The sequence below is a fragment of the Roseateles sp. Mitsp63 genome, from assembly GCF_059491535.1.
Genome location: NZ_CP168509.1, coordinates 2328053 through 2346518, shown reverse-complemented (window position 1 = coordinate 2346518; position 18466 = coordinate 2328053). Strand labels below are relative to the sequence as shown.

General features: G+C 70.1%; 17 protein-coding genes. 6 read left to right on the top strand and 11 right to left on the bottom strand.

Translation table 11 applies throughout. From position 1 onward, the window contains the following. Positions 1-44: 44 nt before the first annotated feature. Positions 45-1244, top strand: coding sequence for a lytic murein transglycosylase B (gene mltB / locus ACEN96_RS10345; RefSeq protein WP_495587934.1), 1200 nt, complete (start codon positions 45-47; stop codon positions 1242-1244). Positions 1245-1293: 49 nt separating this feature from the next. On the opposite strand, the gene ACEN96_RS10340 is transcribed toward mltB, so the two are convergent. The 3 genes from ACEN96_RS10340 to ACEN96_RS10330 all read right to left on the bottom strand — a co-directional run bounded on the left by ACEN96_RS10340 (position 1294) and on the right by ACEN96_RS10330 (position 2595). Next, positions 1294-1491: a hypothetical protein gene (locus ACEN96_RS10340; protein ID WP_495587933.1), complete on the bottom strand. Its 198-nt coding sequence runs from the start codon at positions 1489-1491 to the stop codon at positions 1294-1296. 170 nt (positions 1492-1661) lie between these two features. Beyond that, the gene (locus ACEN96_RS10335) at positions 1662-1964 is read right to left on the bottom strand and encodes a hypothetical protein (protein ID WP_495587932.1); all 303 of its coding nucleotides are present in this window, start codon (positions 1962-1964) and stop codon (positions 1662-1664) included. Positions 1965-2073: 109 nt separating this feature from the next. Further along, entirely contained in the window at positions 2074-2595 is a 522-nt protein-coding gene (locus ACEN96_RS10330; RefSeq protein ID WP_495587931.1) for a deoxycytidylate deaminase, read from the bottom strand. A gap of 193 nt (positions 2596-2788) precedes the next feature. On the opposite strand from ACEN96_RS10330, the gene ACEN96_RS10325 reads away from it, so the two are divergent. Beyond that, positions 2789-3928 carry an epoxide hydrolase family protein gene (locus tag ACEN96_RS10325; protein ID WP_495587930.1) on the top strand — a complete coding sequence of 380 codons (1140 nt, stop codon included), beginning with the start codon at positions 2789-2791 and terminating at the stop codon, positions 3926-3928. Positions 3929-4098: 170 nt separating this feature from the next. On the opposite strand, the gene ACEN96_RS10320 is transcribed toward ACEN96_RS10325, so the two are convergent. The 7 genes from ACEN96_RS10320 to ACEN96_RS10290 form a co-directional block, all read right to left on the bottom strand. Further along, the gene (locus ACEN96_RS10320) at positions 4099-4764 is read right to left on the bottom strand and encodes a helix-turn-helix transcriptional regulator (RefSeq protein WP_495587929.1); all 666 of its coding nucleotides are present in this window, start codon (positions 4762-4764) and stop codon (positions 4099-4101) included. Positions 4765-4983: 219 nt separating this feature from the next. Then, complete coding sequence (locus ACEN96_RS10315; RefSeq protein WP_495587928.1) at positions 4984-6372, bottom strand: DUF1501 domain-containing protein; 1389 nt, start codon at positions 6370-6372, stop codon at positions 4984-4986. Between the two features lie 38 nt (positions 6373-6410). Further along, positions 6411-8192 carry a DUF1800 domain-containing protein gene (locus ACEN96_RS10310; protein ID WP_495587927.1) on the bottom strand — a complete coding sequence of 594 codons (1782 nt, stop codon included), beginning with the start codon at positions 8190-8192 and terminating at the stop codon, positions 6411-6413. A 336-nt stretch (positions 8193-8528) separates the two neighbouring features. Next, complete coding sequence (locus ACEN96_RS10305; RefSeq protein ID WP_495587926.1) at positions 8529-9917, bottom strand: DUF1501 domain-containing protein; 1389 nt, start codon at positions 9915-9917, stop codon at positions 8529-8531. 23 nt (positions 9918-9940) lie between these two features. Beyond that, entirely contained in the window at positions 9941-11650 is a 1710-nt protein-coding gene (locus tag ACEN96_RS10300; protein WP_495587925.1) for a DUF1800 domain-containing protein, read from the bottom strand. Between the two features lie 307 nt (positions 11651-11957). Then, complete coding sequence (locus ACEN96_RS10295) at positions 11958-12596, bottom strand: 3-oxoacid CoA-transferase subunit B (protein ID WP_495587924.1); 639 nt, start codon at positions 12594-12596, stop codon at positions 11958-11960. 10 nt (positions 12597-12606) lie between these two features. Further along, positions 12607-13308: a CoA transferase subunit A gene (locus ACEN96_RS10290; RefSeq protein ID WP_495587923.1), complete on the bottom strand. Its 702-nt coding sequence runs from the start codon at positions 13306-13308 to the stop codon at positions 12607-12609. A gap of 179 nt (positions 13309-13487) precedes the next feature. Between ACEN96_RS10290 and ACEN96_RS10285 the strand changes: the two genes are divergently transcribed. From ACEN96_RS10285 to ACEN96_RS10270, 4 genes are all read left to right on the top strand, one after another. Next, entirely contained in the window at positions 13488-13895 is a 408-nt protein-coding gene (locus ACEN96_RS10285; protein WP_495587922.1) for a PaaI family thioesterase, read from the top strand. Then, entirely contained in the window at positions 13892-14458 is a 567-nt protein-coding gene (locus ACEN96_RS10280) for a helix-turn-helix transcriptional regulator (RefSeq protein ID WP_495587921.1), read from the top strand. The genes ACEN96_RS10285 and ACEN96_RS10280 overlap by 4 nt, the downstream gene beginning before the upstream one ends. 211 nt (positions 14459-14669) lie before the next feature. After that, on the top strand, positions 14670-15032 hold the full coding sequence (locus ACEN96_RS10275) for an HU family DNA-binding protein (protein WP_495587920.1): 363 nt from the start codon (positions 14670-14672) through the stop codon (positions 15030-15032). A gap of 96 nt (positions 15033-15128) precedes the next feature. Next, positions 15129-17048: a B12-binding domain-containing radical SAM protein gene (locus ACEN96_RS10270; RefSeq protein WP_495587919.1), complete on the top strand. Its 1920-nt coding sequence runs from the start codon at positions 15129-15131 to the stop codon at positions 17046-17048. Between the two features lie 13 nt (positions 17049-17061). Here ACEN96_RS10270 and ACEN96_RS10265 read toward each other — a convergent pair whose 3' ends face one another. Then, positions 17062-18348, bottom strand: a complete 1287-nt coding sequence (locus tag ACEN96_RS10265) for a cyanophycinase (protein WP_495587918.1) — start codon at positions 18346-18348, stop codon at positions 17062-17064. Positions 18349-18466 lie beyond the last annotated feature (118 nt).

Below are 18466 nucleotides of genomic sequence, written 5' to 3'. Positions count from 1 at the left end.
CCCGCCGACCGGCGCCGCCGACGCGGCGCAGCGCCCTCGCCCGCATGACCGTCCTCCGCCGACCTTCTCCCCGCCGTGCCTTCCTCCGTTCCCTGCTGCAGGCCTCGCTGGCCGCCGCGCCGCTGATGGCGGCGGTGGCCGCGGCGCCGGCCCTGGCCGAGACCGCGCACAAGCCGCATCCGTCCGCCGAAGCCAAGGCCGCGAAGAAGCCGGCGAAAAAGCCGCCGAAGAAGCCCGCCGCGCTGCCCGAGTACGGCGAGCGCGCCGACGTGATGGCCTTCGCCGACGCGCAGGCCGAGTCGCTCGGCTACCGCCGCGAGGAGCTGCGCGCGCTGCTGGCGCTGGCGCGGCCGCAGCCGGCGGTGCAGCGGCTGATCCTGCCGGGACCGCCGGGACAGGCGAAGGATTGGGGCTCGTACCGCCTGCGCTTCGTCGAGCCGCAGCGGCTGCAGGCGGGACTGGCCTTCTGGGCGGCGAACGAGGCGGCGCTCGCGCGCGCCGAGGCCACCTACGGCGTGCCGGCCGAGATCATCGCGTCGGTGATCGGCGTGGAGACCTTCTACGGCCGCATCATGGGCAGCTTCCGGGTGCTGGACGCGCTGGCGACGCTGAGTTTCGACTACCCGTCCCCGCTGCCGCCTGGGGCGCGCGACCGCAGTCCGTTCTTCCGCGAGGAACTGCGCCAGTTCCTGATCCTGGCGCGCGAGAACGGCCTGGACCCGATGGCGATGAAGGGCTCGTACGCGGGCGCGATCGGCTGGGGCCAGTTCATGCCGGGCAGCTGGCGGCGCTACGCGATCGACTTCGACGGCGACGGCCACGTGGACCTGATCAACAGCCCGGTCGACGCGATCGGCTCGGTGGCCAACTTCCTGCGTGAGCATGGCTGGCAGCGCGGCATGCCGACGCATTACGAGGTGCAGGTCCCCAACGACACGGCGGCGCGGGCGCAGCTGCTGATCAGCGACGTGCTGCCGCAGCTGGACGCGAAGCAGTTCGAGTCGGTCGGCGCGCAGCTCTCGCCGCAGGGCCGCGCGCACAACGGGCCGCTGGCGCTGATCGAGCTGCAGATGGGCGGCGCGGCGCCGGTGTACGTGGCGGGCACGCAGAACTTCTACACGGTGACCCGCTACAACCAGAGCAGCTATTACGCGATGGCGGTCATCGAGTTCGCCAGCACGCTGGCGAGCTGGCGCAAGGCGACGGGGACGACGCCGGCGTCAGGGGCATCGGGCGGGAATTGAACGCCAGGGGCTTCGGGCCCCTGGCTGGAGTCGACGAGGTTCGAAGGGATCAACGCCCCGGGATCGGAGGCTTGTTCCGCGGACGTTCGCCGTCGCGATCGCGTTGCTCATGGTGGGCCCGGTCGATGTCGCCATCGCCTTCCGGCCCCTTCTGGCCGGTTTCGCCGACGCGGTGGTCCTCGTCGTCATGCTCGAGCCCGCCATGCAGGCCGGGCGGGAAATCACGGGAAGGGCGCGGGATCTTCATGCGATTCCTCCTGAGTGAAATGAGGCGCCTCGATCTTAGCCAGCCGCGACCGCGGCTGCTGCTCGCCATCGCCATCGCCATCAGCCCGGCACAAGCGACAAAGGCGCCTCGCGGCGCCTTTGTTCAGGATTCAGGAACGGGACCGGTCCGATCTCGCCCGTTCAGTGCCGTCAATGCACCAGGCCGATCCATTCGCCGCGGCGCTGGCAGGCGTCGAAAAGCTCCTGCGCGGCCGCCTGCAGGCGGGCATCACCACGCGCGTGCGCAGCGGACAGGCGCTCCAGCGCGTAGAGACGGTCGTAGAGCATGCGGGTCGGCTGCAGCGCCAGACCGTGCTCGGCCATCAGGTCCTGCAGCGCGAGCAGCTCATCCATGTTGGCCGTGCCGGCCACGGTCAGGCCCAGATCCGGCACCAGTCCCCAGGGAGCCTGGGCGGTTTCGGGCATCAGGTGCGGCGGGATGGTGGTCAGCATGGCGGCCTCGGAACGATTCATGTCGGCGTGGGACGGATCATGAATTCGAGCGCCCGAAACTTGAGCCGGAAAAGCGGGAGCTTTCCGGCCCAGTTCCGGCGATCGGCCGTCAGGGACGCGGCTTGGCGATGAAGCTGGACAGCTCGTTGCACCAGGCCGCGGCGGGGACCTCGAGCTCGTTGAGCGACAGCACGTCGATGCGGGCATTGGTCAGCATCTTGGCCGAGGCGGCGTTCAGGCCGATCTGGTGGTCCTTCTTCTCCAGGTAGACGACCCGTTGGATGCCGACCTGGATGATGGATTGCACGCAGCGCGGGCAGGGGTATTGCGTCGTGTAGATGGTGCTGCCGGTCAACGGCAGCACGACGCAGTTGAGGATCGCGTTGACCTCGGCATGGACGATGTAGCTGTGCCGCGAGTTGGCCGGGTCGCTGTCATCGTCGGACCAGTAGGCCGGGTCGTGGTCGTCACAGCCGCGCGGCAGGCCGTTGTAGCCCACGCCGACGATCTTGTAGTCCGCGCTCGCGATGCACGCGCCGTTGCGCTTGCGGCTGTCCTTGGAACGGGCGCTGGCCAGCAGGGCCACGCCCATGAACATCGAATGCCAGTCGATCAGCGGATGGTTGTCCATGGCGGGGGCAGTGAGACGGAGGTCGGGGACGAAGGCGGAGAAGTGTAGTGGAGCAGGCCGGCGCGAATCGTCACCGCGGCAGCGGCGCGGGAGAACGGGTTGCCCGCTCCCCCGACGTGGCGTCGGTTTTCTGCAGGACCGGCGCGCGGCCTTGGCCGACAGGCCGGTCATCCCCACCCGCAAGGAGGATTCCATGAACACCGCCATCCGCCCCTTCCGCATCGAGATCCCCCAGGACCAGCTCGAGGACCTGCGCGCCCGCCTGGCGGCCACGCGCTGGCCGCGGCCGGTCGTCGAGGACTTCAGCCACGGCCAGGCGGTGTCGCTGGTGCGCGAGCTGGCCGGGTACTGGCGCGACGGCTTCGACTGGCGCGCGCAGGAGGCCCGCCTCAACGCGCTGCCGCAGTTCATGACCGAGATCGACGGCCAGACTCTCCACTTCATCCACGTGAAGTCGCCCGAGGCGGACGCCTTCCCGCTGATCCTGACGCATGGCTGGCCGAGTTCGCCAGCCGAGTTCCTCGATCTCATCGGCCCGCTGACGGCCCCGCGGGCGCATGGCCAGGCGGACGCGCCGGCCTTCGACCTCGTCATCCCGTCGGTGCCGGGCATGGGGTTGTCGTCGCCGCTCGCGGCGGCGGGGTGGGACGCCGCCCGCATGGCGGCCGCCTGGGACACGCTGATGAAGCGCCTGGGTTATGAGCGCTACGGCGCGCACGGCGGCGACGTCGGCGCCCTGGTGACGCGCGAGCTGGGCGTGCTCGCCCCGAAGGGGCTGGCGGGCGTGCATGTCCTGCAGATCTTCGCGTTCCCCAAGGGCGAGCCCGGCGAGACGGACGGCCTGTCGCCCTTCGAGAGGGAGGGTTTCAAGCACCTGGACAATTTCCGCAAGTACGCCGGCTATGTGGACATCCAGTCCAAGCGTCCCGGCACGCTGGCCTTCGGCCTGGTGGACTCGCCGGCCGCGCTGCTGGCCTGGAATGCCGAGCTGTTCTTCGGCTTCGAGGGCGAGCACGCCGGCGAGGTCGATCGCGACCGCTTCCTGACGCATGTGTCGCTCTACTGGTTCACCGGCACGGGCGGCCAGGCGGCGGAGATGTACCTCGCCAACGCGGCCAGCGGCGCGGGCTATCGCGATCTGCCCAACCACACGCCGACGGCGGTGGCGGTGTTCCCGGACGACTTCCGCTCGGTGCGCAAGTTCGCGCAGCGCTCGCATACCCGGTTGGTGCAGTGGACCGAGATGCCGCGCGGTGGTCATTTCGCCAATGAAACGGATCCGCAGCTCGTCATCGACGACCTGCGCCGGTTCTTCGGCGCGTTGCGGGCGTGACCACCAAGCCTGCGCCGTCGGCACTCCCTCGCCCCCGCCAGGGGGAGAGGGGGGGAGAGGGGGTTCGCCGCAGGGCAACACCGCCATACTTCGACGCCCCCTCTCCCCTCCCCTCTCCCCGCAAGCGGGGCGAGGGAGTTCTTGCGGGAGTCCTCGGCGCGAGAAAGGCGTCAGCGCAGCTCCACCACGCGCAGCACGCCTTGCATCGGCGGCAGCTGCGCCACCATCGCGACCAGGTCGCGGATGCTCTCGGTGGCGGTCTTCGCGCGCACGCTCGCGATCTGCGTGCGCACCGTCGAGATCGCCACCCCATGGCGCTGCGCGATCTCCTGCGGTTGCAGCCCGGCGCACAGCGACTGCAGCACCTGCTGCTCCGCGGCCGTCAATTGATGCTCCCGCGCGAAGGCCAGCATCGGCAGCTCGCCGCACAGGTTGCGCTTTCCGAGCACCAGCAGCGCCTGCGTCGCCCGCCCCTGCCCGTCCTGCAGCGGCAGCACCGACAGCGAGAGCCGGCCCGCGCCGCGTCCCAGGCAGATCAGGTGACGCAGCCCGCGCTGCACGTCGGCGAGCGCGCTCTCCAGCCGCAACTGGTCGTCGCGCTGTGGCGCCACCAACTGGCCGTCGGTCAGTTGCAGCGGTGAGCGCTCATCGAGCTGCCGCCGCGCGGTGCTGTTGGCGTAGAGCAAGCCCCCGTCGCCAGCAACCAGGCAGACGCCGAGATCGATTTCCTCCAGCGCATGGCGCCACCACCGGTCCGGCGAGCCTCGCCGGCGCTCCGGCCCGCGATAGCTCAAGAACCGCCCCAGTTCCGGGGTCCTCCCCAGCAATCCGTCCATCTCGGCCTCCCTGATCGGCGTGCGTGGAACGCGACCCGCGGGGCACGCACGGTCTTCATGCCGTTGGAAATGCCTGGGGTCCGTCAATGATGTTAGGAGAAGGCCGCCCACTTGCGTAGCGGAACATGGCCCGCGGCGCCCCCCAGCCCTAGGGGGCGCCGCATGTCGGGTTGCGCGCCGATATACCGGGAGCGGCGTCCGCCGCGCCGCTCCCTGCCCTCAGCGCATGAAGCCGAGATCGGGCGTGGCGAAGTTGCCGATGTTGGGCAGCACCGTGCGCAGGTCCGAGGCGGACACCCCCATCCACAGCGCGAGCGTCGCGGCCAGCTGGTCCACCGAGGTCGTCGGCAACAGCCGTCCCTGGCCGACGTCGTCCGGGCCGTTCACGCTCACCGACGGCGCCGTGCCGTAGAAGCGGCCGCCGCGTACCGCGCCGCCCATCACGAAGTGATGCGAGCCCCAACCATGATCGGTGCCGTCGCCATTGCTGCTCAGCGTGCGGCCGAAGTCCGATGCGGTGAAGGCCGTGACCTGGTCGGCCACGCCCAGCTCCTGCAGCGCCGCGTCGAAGCTGGCCAGCGCGCCGCCCACCTGCTGCATCAGCGCCGGATGGCGCGAGCTCAGCGCGTCGTGCAGGTCGAAGCCGCCCATCGCGACGAAATAGACCTGGCGCGTCATGCCCAGCGCCGAGCGCGCCGCGATCAGGCTCGCGACCATCTTCAGCTGCCGCGCCAGCGAATCGGCCGCGAAGGCGGTCGACAGCGTCGCGCCGCCCGCCAGCGCGGTGCTCAGCGTGGACTGCAGCTCGATCGAGCGCGCCGTCACGCGGTTGAGCTCCGCCTCCATCGCATGGGGGCGCTGCTCGGTGATCAGCGTCTTGAGCAGCGTCGCGCAGGCACTGGAGCCGAACATCTGGCTGCCGATGCCCGTGATCGGCTTCTTGCCGCCGGGCCCGGTCAGGTACTGGAAGGCGGCGTCGCCGGCCTGGAAGATCGCGTTGCCCGAGACATTGATGCAGGTCAACCCCGCGCGGCCGTTGGCCGACAGCATCAGGTCGGCCATGCGGCCGCCCCAGCCGGTGCGCGCCCCCTCCACGTTGGAGGACTGCCAGAGGCTGGACTGGTCGTTGTGCGAGAACAGCTTGGGCGGCGCCGGCACCGCGCCGGACTTGTACTGCGCCAGCGTCATCGGCGCCATCAGCGTGCCGATGTTCAGCATCACGCCCAGGCGGCCGGCATCGAACACCGGCTTGATCGCCGACAGGCCCGGCGCCAGCGCCATCTGGCGGCCATCGGGCAGCGCCACCACCGGCGACAGCGCCGTCGCCGCCAGCGCGTCGCGGCCGATCGCCAGGGTCGGCCGGATCGCCGTGTAGGCCTGGTGGTTGACGCCGTCGTACGGGATCACCGTGTTGCCGTAGTCGTTGCCGCCCTGCAGGAACACGCACACCAGCGCCTTGTAGTCGCCGCCGGCCGTCGCGGCGGCGGCGTCGCCGATCGCGGCGAGCTGCAGCGCCCAGGGCGCGGCGGCGCCGGCCACGGACACGGCCGAGGCGCGCTTGAGGAACTCGCGGCGATGCAGCGAGGACAGCTTGGACACATGGGCCACGGGGAAGTCTCCGGTGAAGGTCGCTCGATGCGACCGCGTCATTTCTGGATCTGGTACTCGGGGCAGGCCAGCAGCAGCATCCAGCCGGCGCGGGCGCGGTTGATGCGGCCGTCGTCGGTGGCAGCGCCGATCGTGGCCGCCGCCGCCGCGATGCGCTGCTGCGTCGCGTCCGAGATCGAGCCGCCGCCCAGCAGCAGCGCCTGGCGCGCCACCATCGCGCGCGTATCGGCCGAGAGCGCCATGTCCGCCGACAGGTCCGGCTTGGCGTCGCCCTGCCCCGTCGTCAACAGCGTCTGCATGAAGTTCAGGTAGCCGGTGACCGTCACCTCGTTGAGCAGCTGGAACTCCGGCGCGGTGACGCCGGCCGCCGTCATCGACGAGTTCGGCGGCACATAGCCCGGCCGGTAGAAGTTGAAGACCGACGGGCTGAAGAACGGGCTCTGGCCGAGACGGGTCTCCGCGTCGCTGGTCTCGGGAATGGTCCATTGGCCGGCCGAGCTCAGGCGGATGGCGCGCGCCACCTGCACGAAGCGCAGCACCGGCTCGCGCAGCTTGCCGGAGTTGCCCGCGCCGGCATCGATCAGGCGCGCCTCCGGATCCAGCAGCACCGCGCGCAGCACCGCCTTCAGGTCGCCGCGCACGCCTTGCCCGTTGTTGTTGAAGGCCTGCGCCACGCGCTGCACGTAGGCCGCGCTCGGGTTCGAGCAGACGAAGCGCTGGATCAGCTGGCGGCCGAAGAACGGCCCGGTGTTCGGATGGTTCGCCAGGATGTCCAGCGCCTGGCGCAGCGCGGCCGGGCCGTCGGCGCTGGCGGGAATGGTCGCGCCGAGCACCGTCTTCGCCCCTGCGGCGAAATCGGCCGCGTTGTGCTTCATCGGCCGGCGCATGAAGGAGGGATCGGCGCCGCTGGGCGCCGCCGTGTCGAAGTCCCAGCCGGTGAAGGCGCGCGCGAGCTGCGTCACCGTCGTCAGGTCGTAGGTCTCGACCGGACGGCCGCCCGCGGTCTGCACGCTGCCGTCCTGGTTCAGCTGCACCAGCCCGATGGTGAAGAGCTGCATCACCTCGCGGGCGAAGTTCTCGTCGGGTTGACGGCCCTTGCCGTCCTCCTTCTTGCTGCCGCGCATCGCGAGGAAGGACCCCATCGCCGGCGACAGCGCCACCGCCTCGAGCAGGCCGCGGAAGGTGCCGAAGGCGTTGTCCTCGAGCAGGTCGGCGTAGGCGGCCATCATCATCGTGCGCCACGGCAGCGTGCAGCCCACCGCGGAGACCACGAAGATCTCCGACAGCGCCAGCACCATGCGCTGGCGCAGCTGGTCCGGCGAGGTGATGAACTTGCACCACACGCTGTTCGGGAAGCCGTCGAAGTAGGCGTACTTGTTCGCCTCGGTGGCGTAGCCGTTGCGCGTGACCCAGTCCCAGTGCGACTCGGTGCGCGGCGCCAGGAATTGCAGGTCCAGCCAGGACGAGTAGCCGACGGTCTTGAGCGTGGCGATGTCGGCCTCGTTCGCGCCGAAGCCGGCCTGCGCGAGGAAGCGCGCCGCCTGGGCGTCGCTGGGCAGCGGCAGGGTCGCGGCCGGCGCAGGGGCCGGGGCCGGCGCGGGTTCTGGCGCAGGGGCTGGACTGGGCGCGGGGCTCGGTGCGGGAGCTGGAGCGGGAGCCGGTGCCGGTGCCGGTGCGGCGCCGCCCGTGCCATCCGGCGCGGGCGCGGCGCCCGACGGCGCGGCGGGCGAATCGCCGCCACCTCCACCGCCGCCACAGGCGCTCAACGCGGCTGCTGCGGCGGCCGTCACGGCGGCGGAAGACCAGGGGAATCGGAACATGGCGTGGGCGTCGGTACTACTGACGCCTGGCACTCTAGGGAGTTACACCCCCGCTTTCAGCATCGCAACCGCAACAGCGGAAAGCCTCGGAAACGCATTCGGTTACCGTGGCTTTCGACCTCGACGCACGCGCGTTTGCCCCGTGATCATCGGGGCTGTCGACGATCGACCGGTATTTTTCCCTGCCCTGCCGCCGTGCCCGTGAGGGTTCTCACGGCGCGCCGCCCACGCGGGCCGCGCGCCGATGCCGTGGACCTCGGCCATCGCGCGAGGCCCCGTCCGCGCCGGTGTAATTGGCGGGAACAAACCCGCCAATCCCGGCGATCGAGCCCGGAATCAAGCCGCGAAGAGACCGAGGTCTTTCTGGCTGAAGTTCACGATCCCCGGCAGCACCGCCGGCAGGTCGGTCGGCGACACGCCCATCCAGGTGGCCAGCGTCGCCGCCAGTTGATCCACCGAGGTCGTCGGCAGCAGCCGGCCCTGGCCGACGTCGTCGGGGCCATTGACGCTCACCGACGGCAGTTGGCCGTAGAAGCGCCCGCCCTTGACCGCGCCGCCCATGACCAGGTGATGGCTGCCCCAGCCGTGGTCGGAGCCGTCGCCGTTGGAACTCAGCGTGCGGCCGAAGTCCGACGCGGTGAAGGTCGTGACGTTCTGCGACACGCCGAGCTCGGCCAGCGCCGCGTCGAAGCTGGCCATCGCATTGGCGACGGTGCCCAGCAGGCCCGGGTGATCGGTCACCAGGTTGTCGTGCAGGTCGAAGCCGCCGATGGACACGAAGTACACCTGCCGCTGCGCGCCCAGCGCCGAGCGCGCGCCGATCAGCCGCGCCACCATCTGCAGCTGCGCGGCCAGGCCGTTGGTCTCGAACGGCGTCTGCACCGTTGTGTTGGCGAGCGCCGCCGAGACCGTGCCCTGCGCGTTGATCGAGCGCGCGGTGACGCGGTTCAGCTCCTGCTCCATCCAGTGCTGGCGTTCGCCGGTGATCAGGCCCTTGAGCGCATCCGCGCAGGCGGGGGAGCCGAACAGCGGCTTGGTCGCGCCGTTGACGGCGACGGCGCCGCTGCTGCTCATCTGGTATTGCACCGCCTGGCCGCCGGACATGAACACCGCGTTGCCCGAGACGTTGATGCAGCTGAAGGTCGCGTTGCCGTTGCTGGCCAGGAACTGGTCGGCCAGGCGTCCGCCCCAGCCCGAGGTCGCGCCTTCCGGGCGGGACGACTGCCAGAGGCTGGACTGGTCGTTGTGCGAGAACAGCTTGGGCGGCAGCGGCACGTTGCCGGCCTTGTACTGCGCCAGCGTGGTCGGCTGGATCAGCGGGCCGATGTTCAGCATCACCGCCAGCCGGCCCGCGTCGAACACCGGCTTGAGCTTGAGCATCGTCGGCGCCAGCGCCATCTGGCGGCCGCCGGGCAGCGCGGCGGCCGGCGTCAGCGCCGTGGCGGCGAGCTGATCGCGCGGTGTCGCCAGCGCCTGGCGGATCGTCGCGTAGGCCTGGTAGCTGGCGGCGTCATAGGGCACCAGCGTGTTGCCGTAGTCGTTGCCGCCGTACATGAACAGGCAGACGATGGCCTTGTAGTCGCCGGGATTCGCGGCGGCGGCGGCCTCGTTGATCGCGGCCAGCTGCAGCGCCCAGGGCGCGGCCGTGCCGGCGACGGACAGCGCCGAGGCGCGCTTGAGGAATTCGCGGCGGCGCAGCGACGCGAGACGGGAGATGTGGGGCATGGTCGGCACTCCGCTCACGGCTGTTATTTCTGCACCTGGTAGTCGGGCGCGGCCATCACCATCAGCCACGACGCCTTGACGCGGTTCAGCTTGCCCGCGTCGGTCTCGGCCTTGATGGTGGCCACGGCGGCCGCGATCGTGGCCACCGTCGCCTCCGACAGCGTGCCCCCGCCCATCAGCAGCGCCTGGCGGCTGACCAGCGCGGTGGCATCCGCGGCCAGCGCGAGGTCGGCGGTGTAGTCCGCCTTCATGTCGCCGATGCCGTTGCCGATCAGGCTTTGCATGAAGTTCAGGTAGCCGGCGACCGTGCTCTCGTTGCAGAGCTGGAACTCCGGCGCGGTCACGCCGTTGGTCCCGAGCTGCGAGTTCGGCGGCACGTAGCCCGGCCGGAAGAAATTGAACACCGAGCCGCTGCGCATCGGGCTCTGGCCCAGGCGCGAGGCCGGGTTGCTGGTATCGCCGACGCCCCACAGGTCGCCCGGCGAGCTCAGCCCCACGGTGCGCGCCCACTGGACCAGGCGCTGGATGGGCTCGCGCAGCTTGCCGGCGTCCGGCGAGGCCGCGGGCTGGCGCGCCTCGGCGTCGAGCAGGATGGCGCGGATCACCGCGCGCAGATCGCCGCGCTCGCCCTTGCCGTTGTTGTCGAAGACCGCGGCGATGCGCTGCACGTAGGCGGGGCTCGGATTCGAGGCGACCAGGCGCTGGATCAGTTGGCGGCCGATGAAGGGACCGACGTTGGGATGCGCGGCCAGCGTGTCCAGCGCCATCTTCATCGCGGCGGGGCCATCGGCGGTCTCGGGGATGGTGACGTCCAGCACCTTCTTCGCGCCGGTCGAGAAACGGGCCGCGTTGTGCGTCATCGGCCGCTGCATGTAGCTGGGATCGGCGCCGCCGGGCGTGGCGGTGTCGAAGTCCCAGCCGGTGAACACGCGCGCCAGGTCGGTGATCTGCTGCAGCGTGTAGGTGTCGATGGTCTTGCCGCCGCTGGTCTTGGGCGTGCCGTCGGGGTTGAGCTGGCTCAGGCCGATGGAGAACAGCTGCATCACCTCGCGGGCGTAGTTCTCGTCGGGCTGGCGGCCGGTCTTGGGGTCTTCCTTGCGATTGCCGCGCATGGCCAGGTACGCGCCCATCGCCGGCGAGAGCGTCACGCCCTCGAGCAGCGCGCGGAAGCTGCCGAAGCAGCGCGCCTCCAGCATGTCGACGTAGGCGGCGGTGGCCATGCCGGGCCAGCTCACCGGCAGGCCGTTCATCGACACCACGAAGATCTCCGACAGCGCCAGCACCACGCGCTGGCGCAGTTGGTCGGGCGAGCCGATCAGCTTGCGCCACAGCGTCGCGTCGACGCCGGCAAGGCTGTTGCGGTAGGTCTCGGCGCCATAGCCCTTGGCGACGAGCCAGTCGTAGTGGCTCTGCGTGCGCGGCGCGGCGAACTGCTGATCGAGCCAACCCGCGTAGCCGGCGGCCTTCACGGCGGCGAGGTCGTTGGCGCTCGCCGCGAAGCCGGCCTGGCCGAGGAAGCGCGCGGCTTGCGCGTCGGTGGGCGGCGTGGTGGTCTGGGGCGTGGTGTCGGGGCCGCCGGCCCCGTCGCCGCTGCTGCCTCCGCCGCCGCAAGCGGCCAGCAGGGCGGCCGCCGCGAGGGCGGCCGCGGTGGCCGAGGCGCCCAGGTCAGGCGTCGTGTCGACGGCGCGATCGTCGTCGGGGGCGGCAAAGGGAACTTGAACGGCGGCGGTCATGGCGGCATCGGCTCGAAGCGGCGGATGCCGGATGTTGGCGAAGCGTGATGACGCTTACACCGTCATTCATACAACAGGTGCAAGGTGCTGAAACAGCGTGTTGCCGCGTGATTTCTGCACGCGCGCCGCACAGCGGTCTCGGATAGGTGTCAGCAACGAACCTGACACGATCCCGCGCTCACCGAAGTCCTCGGTCCGGAGAAACCGGGAGCGCCGGTGCCCCTCGAAGCGAATGCCGAGCGTGCGCAGGCGTTTGAGCGGAGAGGGGCACCGGCGCTCCCGGTTTCGGGCGAGGTGCCGGGTCTTGTCAGAGCAGCGTGACGCCGGTCTTGCTCTGCACGAACTCGCGCGTGACCTCAGGCGCGAGTTCAACGAGCTTGAGTCCCTGGGGAGTGACGTCCATGACGGCCAGGTCGGTGATGATGCGGTTCACCACGCCCACGCCGGTCAGCGGCAGTGTGCACTTGGGGATGATTTTGAGGTCCTCGGTGCCGTCCTTCTTGCGGGCGACGTGTTCCATCAGCACGATCACGCGCGGCACGCCTGCGACGAGGTCCATTGCGCCGCCCATTCCCTTCACCATCTTGCCGGGGATCATCCAGTTGGCCAGGTCACCGTGCTCGCTGACCTGCATTGCGCCCAGGATGCTGAGGTTGATCTTGCCGCCGCGGATCATTGCGAAGCTGTCGTGGCTGCCGAAGATCGACGAGCCGGGGATTGTCGTCACTGTCTGCTTGCCGGCGTTGATCAGGTCGGCGTCGACCTCGTCGTCGGTCGGGAACGGGCCGATGCCGAGCATGCCGTTCTCGCTCTGCAGCCATACCTCCTTGTCTGCCGGCACGAAATTCGCGACCAGGGTCGGAATGCCGATGCCGAGGTTCACATAGAAGCCGTCCTCCAGCTCCTGCGCGGCGCGTGCCGCCATCTGGTCTTGGGTCCAGGGCATGTCTTTCTCCTCAGGCGGCGGGGCGGGTGGTGCGCTTTTCGATGCGCTTCTCGGGCGTCGGGTTGTGCACGATGCGGTGCACGTAGATCCCGGGCAGGTGGATTGCGTCGGGATCCAGCGCGCCGACCTCGACGACCTGCTCCACTTCCACGATCGTGATCTTGCCGGCCATCGCGCAGGCCGGATTGAAGTTGCGCGCGGTGCGGCGGAACACCAGGTTGCCGCTCTTGTCGGCGATGTGCGCCTTGACCAGGGCGACGTCGGGGTTCAGCGCCCGTTCCATCACGTACTGATGGCCGTCGAACTCGCGGATCTCCTTGCCCTCGGCCACCAGGGTGCCGACGCCGGTGCGCGTGAAGAAGGCCGGGATGCCGGCGCCGCCGGCGCGCAGCTTCTCGGCCAGCGTGCCCTGCGGCGTGAATTCGAGTTCGAGTTCATTGGCCAGGTACTGGCGCTCGAACTCCTTGTTCTCGCCGACGTAGCTGGAGATCATCTTGCTGATCTGCCGCGTCTGGAGCAGTTGGCCCAGGCCGAAGCCGTCCACGCCCGCGTTGTTGCTGATGACGGTCAGGCCCTTGACGCCGCTGTCCCGCAGCGCCGCGATCAGCGCCTCGGGGATGCCGCACAGGCCGAAACCGCCGACGGCCAGCAACTGGCCGTCGGCCACGATGCCGTCCAATGCCGCCGCAGCATTGGGGAAAAGCTTGTTCATCCGATGTCTCCTGCTTCCGTTGATCCCGATGGATTCAGAACCGGTCGGTCATTCTGCTACGTAAGACATTACGTAAGCGCTACGTAGAATTGATTAAGCACCATCCCGCCGCCGGGCGATCCCGCCCCTCCCCCTCGCCGTTCTCTCTGCCCCCCCGATCTCCCCCGGAAGGAAGCCCGATGACCCTGCCCCTGGACGAGTTGCGCGCGCAGATCCCCAAGATCTTCGCCCCCTGGATCGTCGCACTCGGCCTGGACCCCGTCCACGCCGAGGAGGGCTTGCTGCGGCTGAGCATGCCCGTGGCGCCGGCGCTGGTCCACATCGGCGGCGTGATGTGCGGCCAGGCCTCGATGGCCGCCGCGGACACGGCGATGGTGCTGCTGCTGATGCGCGAGCTCGGCGAGTTTCGTCCGATGACGACGGTGCAATTGCAGTCCACCTTCATCCGCCCGGTCTCCGGCGCCACGTGCACCCTCGAGGCCCGGCTGCTGCGCCGCGGCAGGAACCTGGCCTTCGGGCAGATCGACCTGCTGGACGAGCAGGGCCGGCTCGCGGTGCAGTCCACCACCACCTGCGCGCTGCTGTGAGCGACGCCGTGACGCTGGACTACCGCACCGCCTTCGACCAGGCCCCGATCGGGCTGGTGATCTCGGAGAACCGCCTGATCCGCGATTGCAACCGCCTGGTGCTGGAGATTTTCGGCGCGCAGCGCGAGCAGTTGATCGGGCACAGCTTCGCGCTGCTGTATCCGAGCCCGGTGGAGTTCGAGCGCACCGGCGAGCGCATCGTCGCCAGCCTCGACGCGGCCGGCTACTACGCCGATGAGCGCGTGATGAAGCGCGTCGGCGGGCCGCGCGCGGGCGAGCTGTTCTGGTGCCACGTGTCGGGCCGGGCGCTCGATCCGTCGCGCCCGCATGCCAGCGGCATCTGGAGCTTCGAGGACCTGTCCGCGACGCGCCAGCTCAAGGCCGACCTGACCGCGCGCGAGCGCGAGATCGCCGCGCTGCTGATCGAGGGCCTGACCAGCAAGCTGATCGGCAAGAAGCTCGGCGTCAGCCCGCGCACCGTCGATGTCTACCGCGCGCGCCTGATGAAGAAATACGGCGCGGCGAGCACGCCCGACCTGGTGCACCGGCTGCTCGTGTCCTGATTCGGTCCCGGCTTGCGCCCCACACAGGCCGTGACAAATTGCCACAAGGCCGCCGCTGTGGCCGATGAACAGGACCATCGCGCAAGACGTGACCCCGGATATGCGATTTCATCGGTGATTTGCGGGGCAACCCGAGGGTGCGCGGGTGATTTCTCGCGCACAATACGCGCCGTCCGGCCACCAGCCGGGCCTTAACTTGCAGAGTCAACGAATGAACAAGACCGAACTGATCGAACACCTGGCTTCCAAGCACGAACTGACCAAGGCCGAAGCCGGCCGCATCCTGGAAACGCTGCTGGACGCCGTGGTCACCACGGTGAAGAAGGGTGGCGCCGTGTCCATCCCCGGCTTCGGCTCCTTCAAGCAGCACTCGCGCGCCGCTCGCACGGGCGTGAACCCCAGCACCGGCGACAAGATCAAGATCGCTGCCGCCAAGCTGCCGAAGTTCACCCCGGGCGCCGGCTTCAAGGCCGCCGTGGACCCGAAGGCTGCTGCCCGCAAGGCCGCCGCCAAGCCGGCCAAGGCCCCCAAGGCCGCTGCCGCCAAGCCGGCCAAGAAGGCCTCGAAGAAGTAATCCACTTCTGGCACGCCGATCGCGGCGCTCGCGCGCCGCGATCCCGAACAAACCCGGCCCATGCCGGGTTTGTTTTTTTGCTCCTACAGTTCGTCCATGTCCGCCGCGTCCGTCCCCCGCGTGCTGTCGCTCATCCCGCCGATGACGCAGCTCAACACGCCCTACCCGTCCACCGCCTACCTGACGGGCTTCCTGCGTTCACGCGGCATTGACGCGGCGCAGCGCGACCTGGCGCTGGGCCTGGTGCTGCGGCTGTTCTCGCGCGACGGACTGCGGCGCGTGCGCGCCGCCGTGCAGGCGATCCCCCTGCCCGACCGCGGCCTGGCGTCGCGCCTGTTCGACGAGTCCTTCGACCGCTACCTCGCCACCATCGCCCCGGCCATCGCCTTCCTGCAGGGCCGCGATCCGACGCTGGCGCACCGCATCAATTCGCGCGCCTTCCTGCCCGAGGGCGCGCGCTTCCAGTCGCTGGAGGTCTACGTCGCCGAGGAGGGCGAGGATCCGCTCGCCTGGGCCTTCGGCGCGCTGGGCCTGCAGGACCGCGCGCGGCACCTGGCGACGCTGTACCTGAACGACCTGGCCGACGTGCTGCGCGAATCGGTCGATCCGCGCTTCGAGTTTGTCCGCTACGCCGAGCAGCTGGCCACCAGCCAGCCCACCTTCGATCCGCTGGCGCAGGCGCTGGACGCGCCGCCCAACCTGGTCGACGAACTGCTGCGCGAGCTGACGCTGGAGGCCATCGACGCGGAGCGCCCCGACGTGGTGCTGCTGTCGGCGCCCTTCCCCGGCGCGGTCTACGCGGCGCTGCGCATCGGCCAGACGATCAAGCGCGAGCGGCCGCATCTGAAGGTGCTGTTCGGCGGCGGCTTCGTCAACACCGAGCTGCGCGAGCTCACCGAGCCGCGCCTGTTCGACTACGTCGACTTCGTGACGCTGGATGCCGGCGAGCGCCCGCTGCTGGCGCTGCTGGAGCACATCGCCGGCAAGCGCGGCCGGCAGCGGCTGGTGCGCTGCTTCGTGCGCGAGGATGACGGCGAGCTCGCGGGCCAGGTCCGCTACATCAACTTCGTCGAGCCCGACATCCCCTTCGAGGACGTGGGCACGCCCACCTGGGATGGCCTGCCGCTGCACGACTACCTGTCGCTGCTGGACATGCTCAACCCGATGAACCGGCTGTGGAGCGACGGGCGCTGGAACAAGCTGACGATCGCGCATGGCTGCTACTGGAAGAAGTGCAGCTTCTGCGACATCACGCTGGACTACATCTCGCGCTACGAGGCGGCGTCCGCCAAGACGCTGGTGGACCGCATCGAGGCGATCGTCGCGGAGACGGGCCAGACCGGTTTCCACTTCGTCGACGAGGCCGCGCCGCCCAAGGTGCTGCGCGCGCTGGCGCTGGAGCTGATCGAGCGCGGCGTGTCCATCAGCTGGTGGGGCAACGTGCGCTTCGAGAAGACCTTCACGCCGGAGCTCTGCCAGCTGCTGGCCGACAGCGGCTGCATCGCGATCAGCGGCGGCCTGGAGGTCGCCTCCGACCGCCTGCTCACGCTGATGCAGAAGGGCGTGTCGGTCGAGCAGGTGGCGCGCGTGACGCGCGCCTTCACCGAGTCCGGCATCCTGGTCCATGCCTATCTGATGTACGGCTTCCCGACGCAGACGGTGCAGGACACCGTCGATGCGCTCGAGTACGTGCGCCAGCTGTTCGAGAACGGCTGCATCCAGAGCGGCTTCTTCCACCGCTTCGCCTGCACGGTGCACTCGCCGGTGGGCCAGGACCCGAAGGCCTTCGGCGTGGAGCTGCTGCCGCTGCCGCCGTCGCCGTTCGCCAAGAACGACGTCGGCTTCGTCGATCCCACCGGCACCGACCACGACGCGATGGGCGAGGCGCTGAAGAAGGCGCTCTACAACTTCATGCACGGCATCGGTCTGGAACAGGACGTGCGGCGCTGGTTCAGCGTGCGCGTGCCCAAGCCCAAGGTGCCGCGCCAGTTCATCGCCCAGGCGCTGCACGGCTGAGACGCGCCGGCGCTCAGCCGCCGCCGGGATCGGGCAGCCGCACCGGCCGCACGTCCAGCCGCACGTCCAGCAGCGTCACGTCCTGCGCATCGCCGCCGGCGTCGATCCACCCCTGCGTGTCGCGGCCGCGATAGAGCCGGAAGACGAAGCCGGTGCGATCGCGGTCGCCGGTGGCGTCCGGGCGGATGCGCGCGGCCATCGCGCGCACCTCGGCGGCGGGAGAGCTCAGCAGCTCGGTCATCGCCTGGACGATGCGGTTGTCGCCGAGGATGTCGCGCTGGAAGGTGTCCACCGGCCCGCCCTGGCCGGGCGCGTCGCTCCCGAGCGAGGCCCGGATCGGCACCGGCGCGCCGGCGGCGGTCTTGCGCGGCGCGGGCTCGGTGACGCCGGTGCGCAGGTCGTGGCGGTCGCCATGGTCGAGGTAGCTCAGCCGCGCGCCGCGCAGGTTGAACATGCCCAGAGACGGATCGCTGCGCGCGTCGCGCAGGTCCACCAGCAGCGCGCCACGGCCGCCGATGATGTCCACGCGCGAGCCGCGGATGACGGCGGCGCTGTTCTCCTCGACGCCCAGCCCGAGCCGATAGCCCTTGGCCAGCATCAGCGGCAGCATGCGGCCGATGCGGCCGCGCTTGAGGAAGTGCTGGTCGACGAACAGCTCGCTGCCGACGAAGCCCAGGCCCTGGTCGATCTCGTGGCCCTCGCGCAGGGTGCCGCGCATCACCTCCATGACGTTGAGCGCGTCGCGGAACATCACGCGGCTCATGATGGCCGCGCCGGCGCTGGTGCCCGCGACGACGCCGCCGCGGCGGTAGACCTCCCAGATCGCGTCGAGCATCTCGGTGCGCCGGCCGCCGGGCTGCAGCGTGTCGACGATGAAGCCCTGGGCGCCGCCCGAGAAGAACACCGCATTGGAGGCGCGGATCCTGGCGATCAGCGCGGGGTCGTGGAGGTTCTTCTGCAGGTCGGCGCCCTCCAGGCGCGGCGCGACCGGGATGTGCTCGGCGCGCGCGCCGTGGCGCTGCAGCACGTCCACGATCAACTGCGCGGAGAGCTCGGGATTGGCCGCGGCGGTGGCCAGCACGGCGAAGCGCGCGCGGCCGGGCCCGCCGGCTTCATCGACGATGCGCTGCCAGACGGCGTCGTTGTCCATGCGCAGCGCGCCGCCGATGACGATCGCGGTCTGGGCGCGCGCGGCGCCGGCCAGGCAGAGGGCGAGCAGCGCCAGCGCGGCGCGGCACCAGGCCGGATGGCGGCGAAGCAGCGACCGAAGCGGGCTGGACGGCGGGCTGGACGGAGTCATGCGGCCAATCTGGCACAGCCGCCCCAGGATTTGAATCAGCTTCTCCCGGGAACAGGGGATCCGGAGCAAGGGATCGCCGATGAAGCGACGTTGTGATACATGGCCGGTGAGAACTTGG